General features: G+C 34.3%; 20 protein-coding genes. 1 reads left to right on the top strand and 19 read right to left on the bottom strand.

Annotation, left to right across the window (positions count from 1 at the left end):
• Positions 1-22 precede the first annotated feature (22 nt).
• The 10 genes from J2Y60_RS03645 to J2Y60_RS03600 all read right to left on the bottom strand — a co-directional run bounded on the left by J2Y60_RS03645 (position 23) and on the right by J2Y60_RS03600 (position 11,075).
• Positions 23-1,144, bottom strand: a complete 1,122-nt coding sequence (locus J2Y60_RS03645) for an efflux RND transporter periplasmic adaptor subunit (RefSeq protein ID WP_309913397.1) — start codon at positions 1,142-1,144, stop codon at positions 23-25.
• A gap of 296 nt (positions 1,145-1,440) precedes the next feature.
• Complete coding sequence (locus tag J2Y60_RS03640) at positions 1,441-1,962, bottom strand: hypothetical protein (RefSeq protein WP_309958993.1); 522 nt, start codon at positions 1,960-1,962, stop codon at positions 1,441-1,443.
• Between the two features lie 158 nt (positions 1,963-2,120).
• On the bottom strand, positions 2,121-2,375 hold the full coding sequence (locus J2Y60_RS03635; RefSeq protein ID WP_309913392.1) for a DUF4834 family protein: 255 nt from the start codon (positions 2,373-2,375) through the stop codon (positions 2,121-2,123).
• A gap of 324 nt (positions 2,376-2,699) precedes the next feature.
• The gene (mraY, locus tag J2Y60_RS03630; protein ID WP_309913389.1) at positions 2,700-3,914 is read right to left on the bottom strand and encodes a phospho-N-acetylmuramoyl-pentapeptide-transferase; all 1,215 of its coding nucleotides are present in this window, start codon (positions 3,912-3,914) and stop codon (positions 2,700-2,702) included.
• Between the two features lie 149 nt (positions 3,915-4,063).
• Positions 4,064-5,524 (bottom strand): UDP-N-acetylmuramoyl-L-alanyl-D-glutamate--2,6-diaminopimelate ligase, encoded by a 1,461-nt coding sequence (locus tag J2Y60_RS03625; protein ID WP_309913386.1) that lies wholly within the window; start codon positions 5,522-5,524, stop codon positions 4,064-4,066.
• 44 nt (positions 5,525-5,568) lie between these two features.
• Positions 5,569-7,674: a penicillin-binding protein gene (locus J2Y60_RS03620; RefSeq protein ID WP_309913382.1), complete on the bottom strand. Its 2,106-nt coding sequence runs from the start codon at positions 7,672-7,674 to the stop codon at positions 5,569-5,571.
• A 430-nt stretch (positions 7,675-8,104) separates the two neighbouring features.
• Positions 8,105-9,211, bottom strand: coding sequence for a histidine kinase (locus J2Y60_RS03615; RefSeq protein WP_309913379.1), 1,107 nt, complete (start codon positions 9,209-9,211; stop codon positions 8,105-8,107).
• 107 nt (positions 9,212-9,318) lie between these two features.
• Entirely contained in the window at positions 9,319-10,299 is a 981-nt protein-coding gene (locus tag J2Y60_RS03610; protein WP_309913376.1) for a kelch repeat-containing protein, read from the bottom strand.
• 98 nt (positions 10,300-10,397) lie between these two features.
• Positions 10,398-10,598 (bottom strand): helix-turn-helix transcriptional regulator, encoded by a 201-nt coding sequence (locus J2Y60_RS03605; protein ID WP_309913374.1) that lies wholly within the window; start codon positions 10,596-10,598, stop codon positions 10,398-10,400.
• A 12-nt stretch (positions 10,599-10,610) separates the two neighbouring features.
• Complete coding sequence (locus J2Y60_RS03600) at positions 10,611-11,075, bottom strand: hypothetical protein (RefSeq protein WP_309913371.1); 465 nt, start codon at positions 11,073-11,075, stop codon at positions 10,611-10,613.
• A 292-nt stretch (positions 11,076-11,367) separates the two neighbouring features.
• Between J2Y60_RS03600 and J2Y60_RS03595 the strand changes: the two genes are divergently transcribed.
• The gene (locus J2Y60_RS03595; RefSeq protein WP_309913369.1) at positions 11,368-11,952 is read left to right on the top strand and encodes a Crp/Fnr family transcriptional regulator; all 585 of its coding nucleotides are present in this window, start codon (positions 11,368-11,370) and stop codon (positions 11,950-11,952) included.
• Positions 11,953-11,967: 15 nt separating this feature from the next.
• Here the strand turns inward: J2Y60_RS03595 and J2Y60_RS03590 are convergent, their stop codons facing one another.
• The 9 genes from J2Y60_RS03590 to rpsM all read right to left on the bottom strand — a co-directional run bounded on the left by J2Y60_RS03590 (position 11,968) and on the right by rpsM (position 18,600).
• The gene (locus tag J2Y60_RS03590; RefSeq protein ID WP_309913366.1) at positions 11,968-12,345 is read right to left on the bottom strand and encodes an FtsL-like putative cell division protein; all 378 of its coding nucleotides are present in this window, start codon (positions 12,343-12,345) and stop codon (positions 11,968-11,970) included.
• Positions 12,346-12,356: 11 nt separating this feature from the next.
• Positions 12,357-13,286, bottom strand: a complete 930-nt coding sequence (gene rsmH, locus J2Y60_RS03585) for a 16S rRNA (cytosine(1402)-N(4))-methyltransferase RsmH (RefSeq protein ID WP_309913364.1) — start codon at positions 13,284-13,286, stop codon at positions 12,357-12,359.
• Between the two features lie 63 nt (positions 13,287-13,349).
• The gene (locus tag J2Y60_RS03580; RefSeq protein ID WP_309913362.1) at positions 13,350-14,309 is read right to left on the bottom strand and encodes a hypothetical protein; all 960 of its coding nucleotides are present in this window, start codon (positions 14,307-14,309) and stop codon (positions 13,350-13,352) included.
• Positions 14,306-14,845, bottom strand: a complete 540-nt coding sequence (locus tag J2Y60_RS03575) for a hypothetical protein (protein ID WP_309913359.1) — start codon at positions 14,843-14,845, stop codon at positions 14,306-14,308. The genes J2Y60_RS03580 and J2Y60_RS03575 overlap by 4 nt, the downstream gene beginning before the upstream one ends.
• 119 nt (positions 14,846-14,964) lie before the next feature.
• Positions 14,965-15,501 carry a 50S ribosomal protein L17 gene (gene rplQ, locus J2Y60_RS03570; protein WP_309913356.1) on the bottom strand — a complete coding sequence of 179 codons (537 nt, stop codon included), beginning with the start codon at positions 15,499-15,501 and terminating at the stop codon, positions 14,965-14,967.
• A 179-nt stretch (positions 15,502-15,680) separates the two neighbouring features.
• A complete protein-coding gene (locus J2Y60_RS03565; RefSeq protein ID WP_309913354.1) occupies positions 15,681-16,670 on the bottom strand; it encodes a DNA-directed RNA polymerase subunit alpha in 990 nt (329 codons plus the stop codon).
• Positions 16,671-16,992: 322 nt separating this feature from the next.
• Complete coding sequence (rpsD, locus tag J2Y60_RS03560; protein ID WP_309914672.1) at positions 16,993-17,598, bottom strand: 30S ribosomal protein S4; 606 nt, start codon at positions 17,596-17,598, stop codon at positions 16,993-16,995.
• Positions 17,599-17,711: 113 nt separating this feature from the next.
• Positions 17,712-18,107 (bottom strand): 30S ribosomal protein S11, encoded by a 396-nt coding sequence (rpsK, locus tag J2Y60_RS03555; protein WP_184128614.1) that lies wholly within the window; start codon positions 18,105-18,107, stop codon positions 17,712-17,714.
• 115 nt (positions 18,108-18,222) lie between these two features.
• Positions 18,223-18,600, bottom strand: a complete 378-nt coding sequence (gene rpsM / locus J2Y60_RS03550) for a 30S ribosomal protein S13 (RefSeq protein ID WP_109741970.1) — start codon at positions 18,598-18,600, stop codon at positions 18,223-18,225.
• Between the last annotated feature and the right edge of the window lie 4 nt (positions 18,601-18,604).

The raw sequence follows: 18,604 nt of genomic DNA, 5'->3' as shown, positions 1-18,604 counted from the left end.
GGAAGAATGGAATTGAATGAGATTATTTACTTCTTAAATCAGCAATAATTTTTGTCATTGAAATCATCTCTGGAATAATCTTCATTCCGTCTTTCACATTCTGGATACCCTCATAAATAATTCTATCACTAGTAGTAAGTCCTGTTTCTATTACATACAAGTGTGGAATCCTTAGTCTAGGCACAATACTTCTGGTTTGTACTTTATTGTCTTTGTCTAACACATATACAAAAATCTTATCTTGAATTTCAAAAGTTGATTTTTGCGGAATTACCAAAGCACTTTTTACATTATTATTGATTCTTACTTTCCCACTTGAACCATGTCTTAATATTCTCTCTGGATTAGCAAAACGTGCTCTGAAAGCAATACTACCTGTATTTTTATCAAATTCACCTTCAATGGTTTCTATGTTCCCTTTGTAGTTATGAGGCTCATTATTGGCCAAAATCAATGATACCTCACTCTTGGCAGATTCTTTGATTGTTTTGGCAAAGTCTAAATACTCCCTTTCAGATACATTAAAATAAGCGAATACCTCTTTGTTATCTGAAATAGTGGTCAACAAAGTCCCCTCGTCAATTAAGCTTCCTATCTTATTTGGAATTCTATCTACAACGCCATCAAAGGGAGCTTTGATTTCGGTTAATGATAATTTCAATTTGGCACTAGTTTCGTGCGACTGTGCTTCTTCTATTCTAGCGTTCAAAGCATCTAGCTTTGCTTTAGCCATTTCAAACTCAGTTTTCGACACTACATTTTTATCAACCAATAGCTTAACATTTTGTAAGTTCAGCTCGGCTGCTTTCGCTTCAGCAATAGCACTTTTCAGCATGGCTTTAGCTTTCAGGATTTCCTCTTTATATTCCTGATTACTGATGCAAAATAGTATTTGTCCTTGTTTGACAGACTTCCCTTCATCTACCAATATTTTGTCGATATACCCTTTTACACGGGCACGTATTTCTACATTTTTGATAGCATGAATATCTGACACATAATCATTATTATAATCCGTATCAATGATGATGGGATTAGTGGTTGGAAACGCCTCTTGCTTCTCTTTGCTTTCTTTGTTAGTTGAACAAGCTGTCATGCACAAAACAGTAGCACTGAAACATAAAAGCACGAATACTTTTTTCATTACATTAATAAATTAAGTGAATAAATACTTTGGGCTGATTATGAGAGACATCGAAAACCCAGTAAAATTTTACTACTATTTTTAAGGAATGTGGTTATTGAAAACTAATCAATACATTATCAGGAAACGCCAATACGGGATTTCATTGATACTGACTCAATCTTCAGTTTTTTACTATACGATAAGATTTTACGATTCAAAATCTTTCTAAAAGTATAGCCATAGCAAATGTTACCTCGCCAAAACGAAGACATTATTCACCATTAAGCAATTAATTTTAAGAAAGTTTTTGGATGTTAAGCCACATTAATGAGGCTCTCGGGAGGAGGAGAATGGAATAAAATAATTACGTCAAGATAATGGGCATCCTTATAGATAAAATTGCCCTTAGTTTTAAGAGGTGTCCCTAAATCAAATAAAAATGAATCTCCCTCGGCACAAACCCTTGTAATATAAGCAGAGCGATTACGCTTAGTACTTTTTGTCTTTTTTTGTACATGTTCTTCTTCTACATCTGAATCATCAAACCCAAGTATTAGGTTTTCAAGAGAGAAAAAATAAGCATGATTTTTTAAATCTTTAAGTGTCTTATAACGCTTTGATGAATTGTTGATGTTTTGGAATGAAAAGCCAATCATTTTTTCGAAATTCTTGGGAGATAGAACGTGATTATTAATTAAACCAGCACTATGTTGATTGACAAAAAAACTTTGATTAGTACAATTTATATTTGCAGATACTGTAGTGTTTTTGATGAGGAATAATATCAAAAATGTGCATTTAATGCAAAAAAGAATATGTTTTTGGGTTAATTCCACAAAATTTACAAATTCACGTTTAACAAAAATACAATTTTTATCCTAAAATCAAAATATTTAAAATTGATTTTTAGACGAAGCCAAAGATTGGTGATACTAAATCACGGATTTAGTAGGGTAAATATTCAGAAGGCTGTTCAATTGTAAAAAGGAGGTTATTATTTAACCTCCTCATAATCTATATATTCTCCTCCGTCAAAATTTTCGGTACTTTTACCTTTTTTGGGTGGAACAAAATCTACATCAATTTGTCCTTCTCGTCTGTTAGGCGAAGAATGATAAGATTGTTGTTTTTGGTTAAAGTCTTGCTGTGCCTTATTGAATTGAGAAACCACGAATCCTCTTAAAGCCCATTTTAATATGCGTGGAAAAATAAATAAGATAAGACAAATTATAAGGAATATCTTCAACATGACATGAGATGATTTATGGAGCTATTAAAGAAAAATAGTTACTTAAAATACATTTATTAAATACTTTATTACGAAACAAAACTACTACATTCTGATGAGTAACTTGTACTGTTTTGGTAAGCTCCAGTGATTTGATTTCATAAATTAATAACGTCAAATTTACAAATTAGTTTTTTCAGTCATTACAAAATTCAAAAAGTTTTTATAAATGGTTGTATTTTCATTTGAATAAGATTTTAAGCTTTTGGATAGATTAAAAATAAAAAGCACTTTCAGAAATTCCGAAAGTGCTTTTGTCTTAGAATATAGTTTTATTCCGAAAATCTATCTCAATTTTAACGTAACGACAGAAACAACTACTAAAAGAATACAGATAATCCAAAAGCGTGTTACAATTTTAGCTTCATGATAGCCTTTTTTCTGAAAGTGATGGTGTAGAGGTGACATTAAGAAAATACGACGCCCTTCGCCAAATTTATTTTTGGTATATTTAAAATAACTTACCTGCATAATGACAGAGAGTAGTTCTATCAAGAATATGCCACATAATACAGGTATCAACAATTCTTTTCTGATTACGATAGCAAGTGTTGCGATGATTCCACCTAACATCAAGCTACCAGTATCTCCCATAAACACTTGTGCAGGGAAAGAATTATACCATAAAAAACCAACGCATGCTCCTACAAAAGCCGCACAAAAAACGGCTAGTTCCCCAGAATTGGGAATAAACATTACGTTCAAATATTGAGAGAACACTTTATTACCTGATACATACGCTAATACTGCCAAACCAATACCAATAATTACAGACGTTCCAGCCGCCAAACCATCAATTCCATCAGTAATGTTTGCTCCGTTAGAAACCGCCGTAATAATGAAAATAACAGCAATTACATATATTACCCACGTATATTGGTCAAGCCCCAAGAAATCAGGGATTAAATAGCTATAATCGAACTGGTTGTTTTTTAGGAAAGGTACTGTTGAAATCAACGCTTTTGAATCCGTAAATTTTTGTACCTGACCTATGTTAGTAGCAATCTTTGCTTTCTCGTAAAACCTTACTTTAATGTCATCATTAAACCACATTGTAAGACCCACGATTAATCCTAAGCCAATCTGACCAACGATTTTGAATCTACCAGAAAGACCTTCTTTATTCTTTTTGAATACTTTGATATAATCATCAATAAAGCCAACGCCACCCAACCAAACGGCAGTTACCAATAACAAAATGATGTAAATATTATTAAGCTTCGCAAACAACAAAGTGGGCACTAGTAAAGACAATAGAATAATAAAGCCACCCATCGTAGGTGTACCTTTCTTTTGCATTTGTCCTTCTAATCCTAAATCTCTGATGGCTTCGCCAATTTGTAATTTACTCAATAGATTAATCACGGCTTTTCCCCAAATGGCTGCAATTCCTAAAGAAGTAACTACTGCCGCAAAAGCACGGAAGGTAATGTATTGAAACAAACCTGCTCCCGGAAAGTTGAAGTGTTTATCTAAATAATCAAATAGATAATAAAGCATAATAATTTGGTTAGTATGATGGCAAAATTATGAAGACAGATTTAAATAGCTTTTGTTTGTATAAACAGAAGTGCAAATTTAGTAATGTTATTTAGTTTTAAAGCAATATTCTATTCCTAATACTGCATCTCTTTTGTTGATAAGTTCTGTTAATTTCCGAAAGCTTCTTTCAAAATCAATCTATCATCAAAATCATATTTTACTCCTTGAATATCCTGATAGGTTTCGTGCCCTTTGCCTGCTACTAATATAATATCCCCTGCCTCGGCCAAGGTATTTACAGCATAATCAATGGCTTCTTTTCTGTCTACAATAGTTTTCGTTTTTTTGAAGTCTAGCGGAGGAACGCCTTTTTGCATCTGAGCCAAAATTTCTAATGGGTCTTCTTTGCGTGGATTATCAGACGTCAATATTACCTTATTCGATAAGCTACAAGCTATTTTTGCCATAATCGGGCGTTTGGTCGCATCTCTGTTTCCGCCACAACCCACTACCGTGATTACCTGTTGATCATCTCCTTTTATCTGCTTGATGGTTTTCAATACATTCTCTAAAGCATCTGGCGTATGGGCATAATCTACAATCCCTACTTTTTTGTCTTTGATTGAAACAATCTGTTCAAATCGTCCTGGAGCAGTTTTTAATCCTGACATCTGTACGAGTACTTCGTCAGGGTCTTCGCCCAACAAGGTAGCGGCGCCATAAATAGCCATCAAATTATACGCATTAAAAGTACCTATTAGCTGAAAATGTATCTCTCGTCCATCTATTTCCATTTGCAAACCATAGATACTATCTGAAACAATCCTGCCTTTTACCGTAGCAAGGGTTTCTAGGGAGTAGGTTTTTATACTTGCTTTGGTATTCTGAACCATCACTGCACCGCGACGGTCGTCAATATTCACTAAAGCGAAAGCCGTTTTGGGTAAAGCATCAAAAAAACCTTTTTTTGCTTTGATATAGTTATCAAACGTTCCGTGAAAATCCAGGTGGTCGTGAGTGATGTTTGAGAAAATAGCCCCTGCAAAAGTTACTCCTGTAATACGATGCTGTACTACCGAGTGTGAGCTTACTTCCATAAAGGCATTCGTACAGCCAGCTTCAACCATTTCTGCCAATAGCTTATTCAAGCTCACCGCATCTGGCGTAGTATGGGTTGAAGGAATTACGTCTTCGTCAATCTGATTTTGCACGGTAGAAATCAATCCACAACGATACCCTAATTGACGAAACAAACGAAATAACAACATTACAGTGGTTGTCTTTCCATTAGTGCCTGTAATACCTACTAGTTTTAATTTTTGAGATGGATTACCATAAAAAGCGGAGGCAATATATCCCAAGGCTTCAGAAGTATCTTTTACTTGAATATAAGTAACTGATGGCAATGGATTCTCTGGTAAATCTTCGCAAAGAATGGTAGTTGCGCCCAATTCTATGGCTTTATCAATAAATGTATGACCATCCACTTGTGTGCCTTTTAAAGCCACAAACATCGAGCCCTCTGTAACAGCACGAGAGTCGATGATGATAGATGAAACTTCTATTTCGGTATTACCTAGTATAGTAATTGTTTTAATATTTTTAAGAAGACCAGTCAGGATTTGCATAATGATAATTGAAAAATTCAAATTAAAAAACCACTAATTCGCCATTAGTTTAGTACTAACCCAATTGTTCTATTTTTAGTAGCGAAAGAACCGGGTGGAATCGATTGGCTACTTACGCGACCAATACCTTTATAACTTACTTTATAACCTTTGTTTTCTAATACATAAATAGCATCCCTCAACGACATTCCCCTCATATCTGGTACTTTATTTTTAGGATTCCGGTGTTCTTCAAAATGCATCTTGCCATTTTCAGCTTGCATCGTTGCCCATCCTTCATTAGAAGGCATTTTTTCGATACCAAACTCTTCGTTGATAGCCTTGATGTCTGAAGTATGAGCAATTTGTTTTTGACTTGTAAGCTTGGTACCACCTTTTGCCAATAATTTGTGCATCTGAATATCGCACGCATAAATTTTGTCTGCAATTTCTTTAAAAACGGGGGCTGAGGCGTCACTAGCAAAAAGGGCTTCTTTCTTTACGCCCCTCGGATTATCAATGGCCACTACACAGCTATATTTAGGAGCATCCGCAGGGAAATACCCAATAAAAGAGGTATAATACATTCCTTTTCTGTATTTACCATTAATTAGTTTCTGCGAAGTTCCAGTTTTACCTGCTATTTTGTATAAATCATTTTTGATATTAGATGCTGTTCCTCTTTCCACAACCCCTTCTAACATTTTCCTTACTTTCGCTAAAGTTTCTTCAGAACAAATAGGATTTTCGTCTACTTCTTGTTTGATTTTAAAATCATCCTCCACTTTATCTGCCACTCTGGTTTCTTTTACGATAATGGGCTGAATCCATTTCCCGTTGTTGGCAATGGCATTATAGAAGGTTAGCATTTGAAGGGGTGTCAAAGCCATTCCATAACCGATAGAGTTCCACGGTAAACCTGTGATATCTCCATTTTTAGGGGGACTGATTTTAGGAATAGCATCTGGGCGTAATTGAAAATTCAAGCGTTGGTCTAAATGAAAATCATGTAGTTTTTGATAATACTTCATTTCATTTCCTTTGCCAAAATACTTTAACATTAACTTGGCAGTACCAACGTTTGACGAATGTTCAAAAACAGATTGGGCTGTTATTGTTCCATAGCCCGTAGTTTTAGAATCTTCTAAGATTTTATCGCCGATTTTCATTTTACCATCGCCTGTCTCTACCAACTCATTATTCGATAAATTCCATTCTTCCATCAATGCCACCATAGATGCTAATTTGAATACAGAACCTGGGTCTGTTAAACCCAACACAGCATGATTATAAGTTTCGGCATAATTAGACGTATCCCGCATTCTAGTAAGGTTGGTCATCGCTTTGATTTCACCCGTAGCTACTTCCATTACCACCACACAGCCTTTATCTGCGCCTGATCTTTTCAATGCTCTCAGTAAAGAGCTTTCGGCAACGTCTTGTATATTTACATTAATGGTCGTGTGAATATCCAAACCCGGAATTGGGATAGATTCCTCTCCTCCATCTATTGGACGAAAACTTCCTTGACCAATTTTCTCAAAAATACCTTTTCCCGGTACTCCTGCTAATTGGCTATCAAAACTGTTTTCAATCCCTACTTTTTCTTTATCTTTTTTGTATCCTATTGTACGAAAACCCATTTTACCAAAGGGATTATAACGCACATTTACTTTTTCAAAAACTACTCCGCCCTTATATTTTCCTTCTTTGAAAATGGGCCAAGTCTTCATCATTTTTACATCTTGAAAATCTATCAAAGAATTATTCAGAAGAATATAGCGGTCTTTTTCATGACGGGCTAAATTAATCATCTGGAAATAATCTTTCCAATCCTTATCACCGTAAAAGTTTGATAGCTTTTTACATAAATCCTCAATCCCCTCCTCAAAAATCTTTTTATTTTTATCAGACAAAGAAACCAGTGGGTCAAAGCCCAAACGATATTTAGGCAAAGAGGTAGCTAGCAAACTACCGTCGTCTGCATAAATATTCCCTCGAACGGCTTCTATTGTTCTTTCGCTAACATACCTACGGCTCGACTCTTTACGCCATTTTTCACCTTCAATATTTTGCAATTGAACAATTCGCCATACTATTCCTATGGCAAAAAATAGGATTAGTAAAAACACAAAGCGTAACCTTAAAACAATGTCTTTTTTGATGTTCATTGATATATAAATCTGACAGAAAAATGCTTATAAATGCTTTTCCAAGCTACAATATCCACAAATATACTAAAAATCGGAAATGCGAATTGAAGAAAGCATCAAGATGATAAAGAAAGGGGAAATAAACACAAGACGAAGTCCTAATAAACTGAGCCTTCTATTTACATCTCTTTAAACAAACTTCACGATAGGCTAATATTTTTTTGGGAAGGGTAAATTTTGAAGCTGTTTAAACTTTCTCTTTCGGGTTAAACTAAGTCTTTTAGAATACTTTCACCTCAGAAACGGAAAGTTTAAACAGTTTCTATAATAAACAAGCCCTAGAAGTTTCTAAATCGACACTTTTAGGGCTTATTTATCATAAAATCTATAAGTCACTTTAAATTATATTGTTCTTATGTTCTTCAACGAAATGTAAAACCCATTTGAATCACGATAATACAATTTTTAAGTTGATTGAATAAGTATCTTTTTCATCCTTAATTTCAAGCGAGTGAGCATTAGGATAAAGCGTTATTAAACGTTTTTTTGTATTACTTAAACCAATCCCACCAAAAGTCGTTTTTCGATTAATAGATACAATATTAGACTTACTATTTACCACCTCAAATGATAAACTATCATCAACAACTTTTAAATGAATTTTGATAAAACATCTTGATTTTAAATCGACTATACTATGCTTGAAGGCATTTTCAACAAAAGTAACGAGTATCATTGGAGGAATATTTCCATGTATTTCACCTTCTACTACAAAGTCTACTTTTAATCTTTTAGTATTCCTGATTTTTTCTAATTCTATGAAATTTGTCAGGAAACTTATTTCTCTTTCAAGGCTTATAGTTTGTTCATTAGATTCATAAAGTACATAATCTAATAAACTTGATAAAGACAAAATGGCATCACCATTACGCTTATCATCTGTTATCGTAAGACTATAAATATTATTAAGTGTATTCGTTAAGAAATGAGGATTGATTTGTGCTCTTAAATAATCAATTTCAATTTGCTTCTTTTCAGAAACACTCTTACCTAATGAACGAGTTAGTTTAATGAAAAAAGCAGGTAAAGCAGTAAGAAATATTTCAAGTGTACTCCCAATCACTTCGCCCTTTTTAAAAAAACTCCAATAACCTTCTTTAAAGTAAATAGATAACCCGATATCAAGTCCACTAATATTCCTAATGTTATACCATTTGTTATCAAAGATTAGCTTTATTCTGAAATAAAAAAGAATACTTACAATGAAAATCAGAATAACAAACCCCAAAATTGTTATGATGTATTTATTGCTATTGTCATCAGTCCAACTTTGTAATATCACATAGGTTATAAAATAAAAAAATATAATATCCGCAATAAAAATATAAAAGATAGTAGTTAGCTGATAATAGATATTCCTAGTTGGTCCTAGAATAATTCCCCATAATCCTAAGAAAAAAACAATCCAAAAAACAACATGCAACAACACCCTTTTTTGGTTAGATACCCCTTCTATAGGATATACTTTTAGAAACAAATCGGTAATCTTTTCCATTCAAAACAGGTTTACTCTTTAATTGTCTTTATTTGTTTGTACTTTCATTTTCTGTAGAACTATATAAACATTATAAGAATACTTTCAAAAAAACTTTATTATCAATATTACTTCAATACCTCTATTACATCTAAATCTGGACCACCGCCACGGTTTCCTGAGCCAGCTATGGTATACACTTTCCCTTTTACTACTACTGCACCAGTGCCATGGCGCCCTTGATTAAGACTTGGGAATTTTACCCATGCTTGTTTATCCACATCAAATGCTTCAACATCACTATGTGCTGGCACTTGTGCTGGGCTTTCTCCCCCAATAATCAACAGTTTATTGCCCAATGCTACAGCAGAATTTCCCGCTCTTTGTGTTGGCAGGTTTAAGTTTTCTGGCAATGTTTTCCAACTGTTCTGTTTAAAATCATACACATCTACCGCAGGTTCTGTCAGTTCCAATACTTTGTTGATTTTAGCAGTTGACCGTCTCCCTCCTGCTAAATACAATTTATCTTTTATCACCGCCACACTTACGTGGTCGCGAACATGGGGAGCATCAGCCAATTTACGCCAAGTATTATTTTGTGGATTATATTCATCCAACCATGCTACGTGGCCATCCCAATGTCCATCTTGAATCCCACAAACCAAATAAATTTTGTTCTTGTAAACTACACAGCCCGCTGAACCTCTTAATCTATCTGTAGGAATTTCTGGGCCTTTGCGCCATTCTCCTTTTTCAATGTTAAATATATAAATATTAGGAATGGGCGTTTCATGTGGGTATTGACCCGTCAAAGCACCCATTACATATACTTCATTATGATAAGTAACTGCTTGTAAATGATGAATCTCTAAAGGCGCATCCGCCACTTTCGTCCATGTCTTAGTATTGATGTCATATACTTCGGTAGCTTTTACATTTCTTCCACCAAACAATACTAATTTATCGCCAACAGCTGCTAGCGTGTTTTCTGACCGTTTGGTACAAGTATTTACAGGCTGTATAATCTCCCAAGTTTGTGAATATATATTTACATTGGTAAAGCAGATTAATGCACAAAAGATTGACAAAAAATGAAGTTTAATTTTCATAGTATTTAAATTATTTTTAAGTTTTGATGCTTCAATTTAGTTACTAAATCTTAAAAATCAAGCCTTAGCTATGGCTATCGTACTCTATAAATCCATCACTAATCATTGTCTTCTAATTCAAAAATTTCTTCAACTTTTTTTGTAAACTCACGGGCAATTTTCAAGGCTAATACTGTTGAAGGGACATATTTGTTACTTTCTATGGCATTGATTGTTTGCCGAGAAACTTTAACTCTTTCTGCTAGTTCTCCTTGGGTAATGTTTAGTATCGCCCTTTCTATTCTGATTGTATTTTTCATAAAGCAGTACGGTTAACTTTCAATTTTTGATTTCAGGTATAAAACATAATAAAACCTGCCAATGAAAAACAGCAAAGGTGTAAACATATTATATATCATTACATTAAAATAATAAGTGCCATATACAAATATTGTGGCTACTATTAAAAGTCCAAAATTAATATAAATAGCCCACTGTAGGGTTTCTAGCCTTACTTGTGATACATATTCATCTTCTACTTTTTCTTTTGAGAAAGCAATCAGAATCATCCCAACGATGAGTCCTATTACAATAAATTCGTCGCCCAAATTAAGTGTTGTTTCATTGCTGGATGTGTCGAAACTGTCTTGTAATGCATATTTAAAGGGTAAAGTAATGGTAAAAAAATCAAGCCCTGTTTTTGTAATGGCTCCAACAATCCAAATTAATAAGAAAAGGATTGTTAATGTCCAACCAACAAATTTGTACTGATACGGAAATAAATATTTTGCTTTCATCGGAATATATGTTAAGAGTTTTAGACAAGTTTAACGAACTAAAAGTAAAGTTTATTTTACAATATGACAAATATTTTATACATTTTTTTAGTTGTGAGTCTTGAGTTTTGAATTGTGAGTGATGAGTTGTGAGTTGTTAAAAGATTGTTACCATTAAATGACAACCTACATGTAGGCAAGCACAACTTACAATTCACAACTCAAGACTCACAACTCATCACTGAGAAGAAATATAGCAATACACCTTATCAATTTTTTGCTATTGATTGTATCTTTGAAAAAACTTTCCTGAATGACTTCCCCAAAGCTTCTACTTCAACAAACCGTTAATCATATTCATCCTTTATCAGAGGAAGACTTTGAGGCTTTTTATGCGTTGTTTAAGCCTTTTTCTGCCAAAAGAAAACAGATGCTTACTGAGGCTGGCTGTGTTGAAAAGTATTTATATTTTGTAGTGGATGGATTGCAAAGACTGTATTATCTGGACGAACAAAACCGTGAAGCGACTTTGGTTTTTTCTTATCAATCAAATTTTGGCGGTATCCTCGATTCGATGATGAATCAATCCCCGTCTAAATATTATTATGAGACCTTAAGCCCTTCTGTTTTTTTGAGGGCTTCGTATACTCAGATAGATGAGCTTTTAGCTACTCACCCTGCTATTGAAGTATTATTGAGGAAAGGATTAACAGGGGCGTTTTCGGGAATATTAGAGAGGCTAGTAGAACTACAATGTTTTTCTTCCGAAGAAAAATTCCAACAATTATTACGGAGAAGCCCGCATATCCTACAAATTGTACCGCATAAATATTTGGCCAATTATATCGGTATCGACCCTAGTAATTTTAGTAAGCTAATCAATAGCATCAAGATTTAGCTTTTTTATACCCGCCTAATCTTCAACCACAATTTTGGTTGGAGGAACTTTGTTTTCTTCTAGCCCCATTGGTGCTACTTTCTTGATAATTTCAGATTGTTTGCCTGCTTTCATAAAATCAGCCTTTTGTGTTGTATAGTCAGCTCTTTTTTCTTCTAACACAAACTTTGCTTTATCTATTTTATGAATCAGACTTTCGGCATTTAACGACGAAACGATGTAGATAACAATCAGTCCAGATACCCACAATACATAACGAAGTTGGCTGGCCGGAAACTCGCCACCCAACAGTCTATCCATATTGAATATCTTATCAAAAAAAGCAAAGATGCCCTTATTTGGTCTATTACTCGACTGACTAACCTTTGGGGCACGGGATACATTTTTTGCCATAATGCTTATTTTTACTTTTCAGACAATGCTGCAATTCTTAGTTTAGCACTTCTACTTCTACCATTGATTGATAATTCCTCTGGCGATGCCTCAATAGGTTTTTTATTGATAGCCATCAAAGGTTTGGTTACAGTACCGTAAATAATGTCTTTATCAGGCTCTCCTTTGAAGTTTCCTGCCTTTATGTAGTTCTTAACGAGTCTATCTTCCAAAGAATGGAAAGTCATGATACACAGCCTACTTTCTCCGTCTTTCAACAAATCAGGCACTTGCTCTAAAAATTCTTCTATTACTTCCAATTCTTGATTAACTTCAATCCTGATGGCTTGAAATACCTGTGCAAAATACTTGAACTCTTTGAATTTAGGAGCATATTTTTCTAAAATAGCTTTCAATTCGCCTGTAGTTTTGATAGGTGTATTCAGCCTTGCACTATGAATAGCATTGGCTAAGGTACGAGCGTTTTTGATTTCGCCATACATTCCCAAAATTTTATGCAATTGTGCTTCAGAATATTCGTTGACAATCGTATAAGCTGACACCTCTGCCTTTTGATTCATCCTCATATCTAAATCACCTTCAAAGCGTGTCGAAAATCCACGTGTTGGTTCATCTATCTGATGTGATGAAATACCAAAATCGGCTAAAATACCATCTACTTTTTTGACTCCATATAATCTTAGGTATTTTTTAATGTTCCTAAAATTGGTTTCGATGAATGTAAAGCGAGGGTCTTGAAAAGCCTGAGCATTTACTTTAGCATCTGGGTCTTGGTCAAAAGCATATAGTTTTCCCTTTTCGCCTAACTGTGCTAATATAGCTCTTGAATGACCACCGCCTCCAAAAGTTACATCAACATAAACGCCATCAGGACGTATATTTAGTCCGTCAAGGCATTCTTGAAGCATTATTGGGCGATGGTACTCAGTATTGATTGTCATTATTTTTAATCTTTAAATACAAATTTATGGATAATCTTGCTAGAATTTAGCGAAGCATTTCAATTAAATATGAAGCAATTTCTTTACGTCCAACGCTAATTTTTGAGAAAAAATCTCAGCTCCATATTTATTCAAATGTTGAGAATTATAAAAATACTTTCGTTGATAACACAGCGAATCTTTTGAATAATCTAAAAAATAGCAATGATAGCGTTCAGATGCTTCTTTACACATATTCATCATTATATGCTTATTTTTATACAAAGGCTGTACTTCATAATACTCAGGGGCATACAATAACACCACTTTGATGTGTTGCTTTTCGCAAAAAGCTAAATATTCTTCAAACTGCTTTTTGATAGTCTTATCAAACGTATACCTTACCCCTTTTGGATACCGCTTCTTAAACCTTTCAAAATCACGGTTCCATTCATAAGTATTGCCTCTGTAACCCTTATATTTAGTAGTAGTATCGTATAGTGAAGTAAAATTCACAAAATTACAAATGCCTTCCCAAGCCAAAGCTTGCTGATTTTTATACTTTAATAAGGGTATATTTTGTTGATACTCATCAAACTCTCCTTTATGTCCACGTGTAGTTTCAGTTATGACTGGCTCGTTAATAAAAGGTAGAAACTGTTCAGGATTTACTACATCAGCTCGTTTAGCAAAACCATATACATCTACGTTATGAATAATATATTTAGGCTTTTTATTATGGGCCAAATACAATTTAAATCGGGCAAATTGCATATCGAAATGCCAAGCCGACATACCTAAGTTATAAGAATTAAGTCGTAAAGAACTGTCAATAATTTTAGGAGAAATATGAAACTCTGCCCTTGATGACCCTAAAATCAATAAATCTGCATTGATTTTTCCATCAAACAAATCATTCCAGCTTGCATAATATGCATTTCTAGATTTTCTCAGACCGCTATCTACAACAAATGCCAAGGCATATAAACTAATGATAATTAGAAAGGACAATAAAGCTATTTTCTTTAAAAACCTTTGTATCATTTTTGTGCTTTTGCTTCTATCTTAAATGCCTTTTTATCCCCAAACACTAGCTTTTGTGTACCTTCTATTAGATAATAGCTTACAACACCATTCGCCAAAGTCATTTTAATATGCTTATCGGTTTCATAAAGGTAGTTTTCATTAGTAATAGTAGCTTCAAGACCAGTGAATGCTCCCTTTTGAAGATAGATTTTTACAGATTTTGCTGGAAGATTTTCCTTTGCTTTTAGGGTGTAAACAATGGTAGAATCAGACTGAGTGATGTCATAACTATTCAAATAAGCAGGTTTATTCAAATCAGTTTGTAGGAATAGCTCTAATTCTTTTGACCAGTCTTCTATCTTGATAAGCTTGGTTTCTGGGATATTATTACTCCAAACAGTTTTATTAAAAGATGGTTTCTTTGTATTCAGTATATTGATTTGATTGCTTATCGTAGTTTTTAAATCAAAGTATTTATTGATAGAAGAAGTCTTTTCTTCCTTACAAGCAATGAGCAAAGTAAGCGTTACAAGTATTATGATGGATGATTTCATATTACAAAATTACGGATGTATATTGATATTAATAACGTAAAAGTTATAATCGACCAAAATAACAAAAGGACTTCGACCAAAGTCAAAGTCCTTTTTGAAATAGAAAAATCTACTTTAGATTATTCTTCAGTTTTTTCTTCCGAAGTTTCAGCAGCAGGAGTTTCATCTTCTACTACTTCAGCCGAAGGAACCTCAGCTACTGGTGCAGCTTCGATAGTATCTTCAGTTTTCTTAGCTCCAGAACGACGACCACGACGAGTTTTCACTGCTTTCTCAGCTGTAGCTGCTAATAAAGTTTCGTTGAAGTCAACTAATTCCATTAAGCACATTTCAGCATTATCACCAAGACGATTAGCCAATTTGATAATTCTAGTGTAACCACCTGGACGGCTAGCAACTTTCTCAGAAACAATACCAAAAAGTTCTTTAACAGACTCTTTGTTTTGTAAGTAAGAGAATACAATACGACGATTGTGAGTATTGTCGTCTTTTGATTTTGTAATCAAAGGCTCAACATACTTTCTTAATTCTTTAGCTTTAGCAGCCGTAGTTTCGATTCTTTTGTGAAGAATCAAAGAAGATGCCATGTTTGATAACATAGCGGCTCTGTGAGGAGCAGTTCTACCTAAATGGTTGAATTTTTTACCGTGTCTCATTATATTGTTTCGTAAGTTTGAAATGACCCACTTAGTTCCCAGCGGAAATAAGCCATCATTGCGGTTAAGTTAATTCGCATCAACTCACCTATTACTACTATTAAAAATTAAAAAATTAGTGCTTACTACAGTTAGCAAACACTAATTTTTCCTTGATTGCTAAACAAGCTGAATGGCTCTTAGTCTTCGTCTAAACGATAACGAGCAACATCCATACCGAAGTGAAGTCCTTTTTCTTCGATTAGTTGTTCTAATTCAGTCAATGATTTCTTACCGAAGTTACGGAATTTCATCATGTCAGAAATTTCTAATCTAGCCAAGTCTCCTAAAGTTCTAACATCTGCTGATTTAAGACAGTTGTAAGCACGAACTGACAAGTCTAAATCTGCAAGAGCAGTCTTCAATAACTTTCTCATGTGTAGCATTTCTTCATCTACCACGTTGTCTTCTTCTGCCTTCATAGACTCGAAAGTCATTGTTTGGTCAGAGAACAACATAAAGTGTTGAATCAAGATATATGCTGCACCTTTTAATGCGTCTTCAGGGTGAATTGATCCGTCTGTTTCAATATCCAAAACCAATTTCTCATAATCTGTTTTTTGTTCAACACGAGTATTTTCGATGCTGAATTTCACATTTTTGATTGGTGTAAAGATTGCATCAATCGGAATGTGACCAAAAGGAGGTTCTGAGTTTCTAGTTTCGTCTGAAGGAACATATCCACGACCTTTTTCAACGATAATCTCCATCTCAAATTCTTTTGATTCATCTAAATTACAGATAACTAAATCTGGATTTAAGATGTCAAAATAATTTGTAAATTTAGCAATATCGCCTGCTTTAAGAGTGCTTTGACCTTTCACTCTTACATTGATTTTATTCTCAAGGATTTCCTGACTTTTTTTGAATCGAACTTTCTTCAAATTCAAAATAATTTCAGTCATATCCTCAATTACTCCTTCAATGGCTGAAAATTCGTGCAAAACTCCGCCAACCTTAACGCTTGTAATAGCGTAGCCTTCTAATGAAGACAGCAAGATTCTACGAAGTGCATTACCGATTGTAACGCCATAGCCTTTTTCGAGTGGCTTAAACTCAAATAACCCGTGAAAGTCGTCAGCTTTTTCCATGACAACTTTATCGGGCATTTGGAATGCTAATATTGACATATTTCGTAGCGTAATTTACCTTGGAATGTGTAAGAATAGAGTAATCAATTCGCAATTTACGAATTAACTCTGTAATTTTAGCATTTAGGGTTACTATTTTTTCGATAAAATCTTGACATTTCAGAAGAAATCATCTATATTACAAGTTTACGGAAAATTAAGTCCCTTAGAATAAACAATATTAATTATTGTACATCTAATATTGAATAAACACAAAATCAAACAAACTTAGATTTTACACATTAATGTAAAATCTAAGTCACAAAGTTTTCAATTAAATTGTCAGAATATTTTTGACCATTTACTCTGTCAAAATATATGATTACTTAGAATAAAGTTCAACGATTGCTTGCTCATTGAAGTTCTCTGGAATATCAGAACGTTCTGGATAAGAAACGAATTTACCAGTCATTGTAGGAGTATCCCATTCTAACCAGTTGAAACGTTTTCCAGCTTTTCCAGCAAGTGAGTTAGAAACTACCTCTAAAGATTTAGATTTCTCACGTACACTTACTAATTGTCCTGGCTTAAGAGAATACGATGGAATGTTTACAATTTCACCGTCAATAAGAATGTGCTTATGAATAACCAACTGACGAGCTGCACGACGAGTAGGAGCAATTCCTAAACGATATACAGTGTTATCAAGACGAGCTTCACAAAGTTTCAAAAGGTTTTCACCTTTGATACCTTCTCTTACAGCCGCTTTGTGGTATAAGTTTTCAAATTGTTTTTCAAGGATACCGTAAGTATATTTCACTTTTTGCTTTTCTTTTAATTGCAAAGCATATTCTGAAACTTTACCACGTTTACCTTTACCGTGCTGACCTGGACCATAGTTTTTGCGTGCTAACGCTTTACTTGGACCTAAGATTGGCTCACCAAAACGACGAGCAATTTTTGATTTTGGACCTGTATATCTTGCCATTTCTAAAATTAATAAAGTCATCAAACCTCTTTTGTTCGATGAAGTAATTAAGATAAATAAAAGAAAACGTTAATAATTACTAATTAACGTTTCCAGTAATTTTTTAATGAAGATTAAACTCTACGACGTTTTGGAGGACGACATCCGTTGTGAGGAAGTGGAGTAATATCTTTGATAGAGATTACTTCGATACCAGCATTAGAAATAGTTCTAATAGCTGATTCACGACCTGAACCTGGTCCTTTTACAAAAACATCAGCTTTTTTCATCCCAGCTTCTACAGCTACGGCAGCGCAGTTTGTTGCGGCTGTTTGTGCAGCATAAGGAGTGTTTTTCTTAGAACCTTTGAAGCCCATTTTACCAGCAGAAGCCCAAGAGATTACTTGTCCTTGACTGTTAGTAATAGAAATAATGATGTTATTAAAAGAAGCTTTGATGTGTACTTGACCATGCTGTTCAACTACAACAACTCTCTTCTTTGCTTTGTCTTTTCTTTTAGCCTGTGCCATTGTTAGATTTGTTTTTCAATTCCAGTTTTGAGTACGTACATTCTCCAAAGAGCAACCTTCTCATCTTAGAACTCGACGAATTAAGAATATTATATCCTTAAACTCAGCCTAATTTTTACTTAGTAGCTTTTTTCTTGTTCGCAATAGTCTTACGCTTACCTTTACGAGTACGAGAGTTGTTCTTAGTTCTCTGACCACGTAATGGAAGACCTTTACGGTGACGAAGACCACGGTAACAACCGATGTCCATCAAACGCTTGATGTTCAACTGGATTTCTGAACGAAGTTGACCTTCTGTCTTGAATTCTCCAGCGATAATCGCACGAATTGCACTTGCCTCTTCATCGTTCCATTCGCCAGCTTTTTTGTCGAAAGAAATATTAGCTTGTGTTAAAATTTTCTGAGCAGTGCTACGACCTATTCCGAAGATGTAAGTCAGAGCAATTTCGCCTCTTTTTTTGTCGGGAATATCAACCCCTGCAATACGAGCCATACTT

It is taken from the genome of Arcicella sp. BE140 (assembly GCF_031456255.1).
Taxonomy (GTDB): Bacteria; Bacteroidota; Bacteroidia; order Cytophagales; family Spirosomataceae; genus Arcicella; species Arcicella aquatica.
The sequence above is the reverse complement of the archived record's forward strand: the minus strand, read 5'-3'. Positions and strand labels throughout refer to the sequence as shown.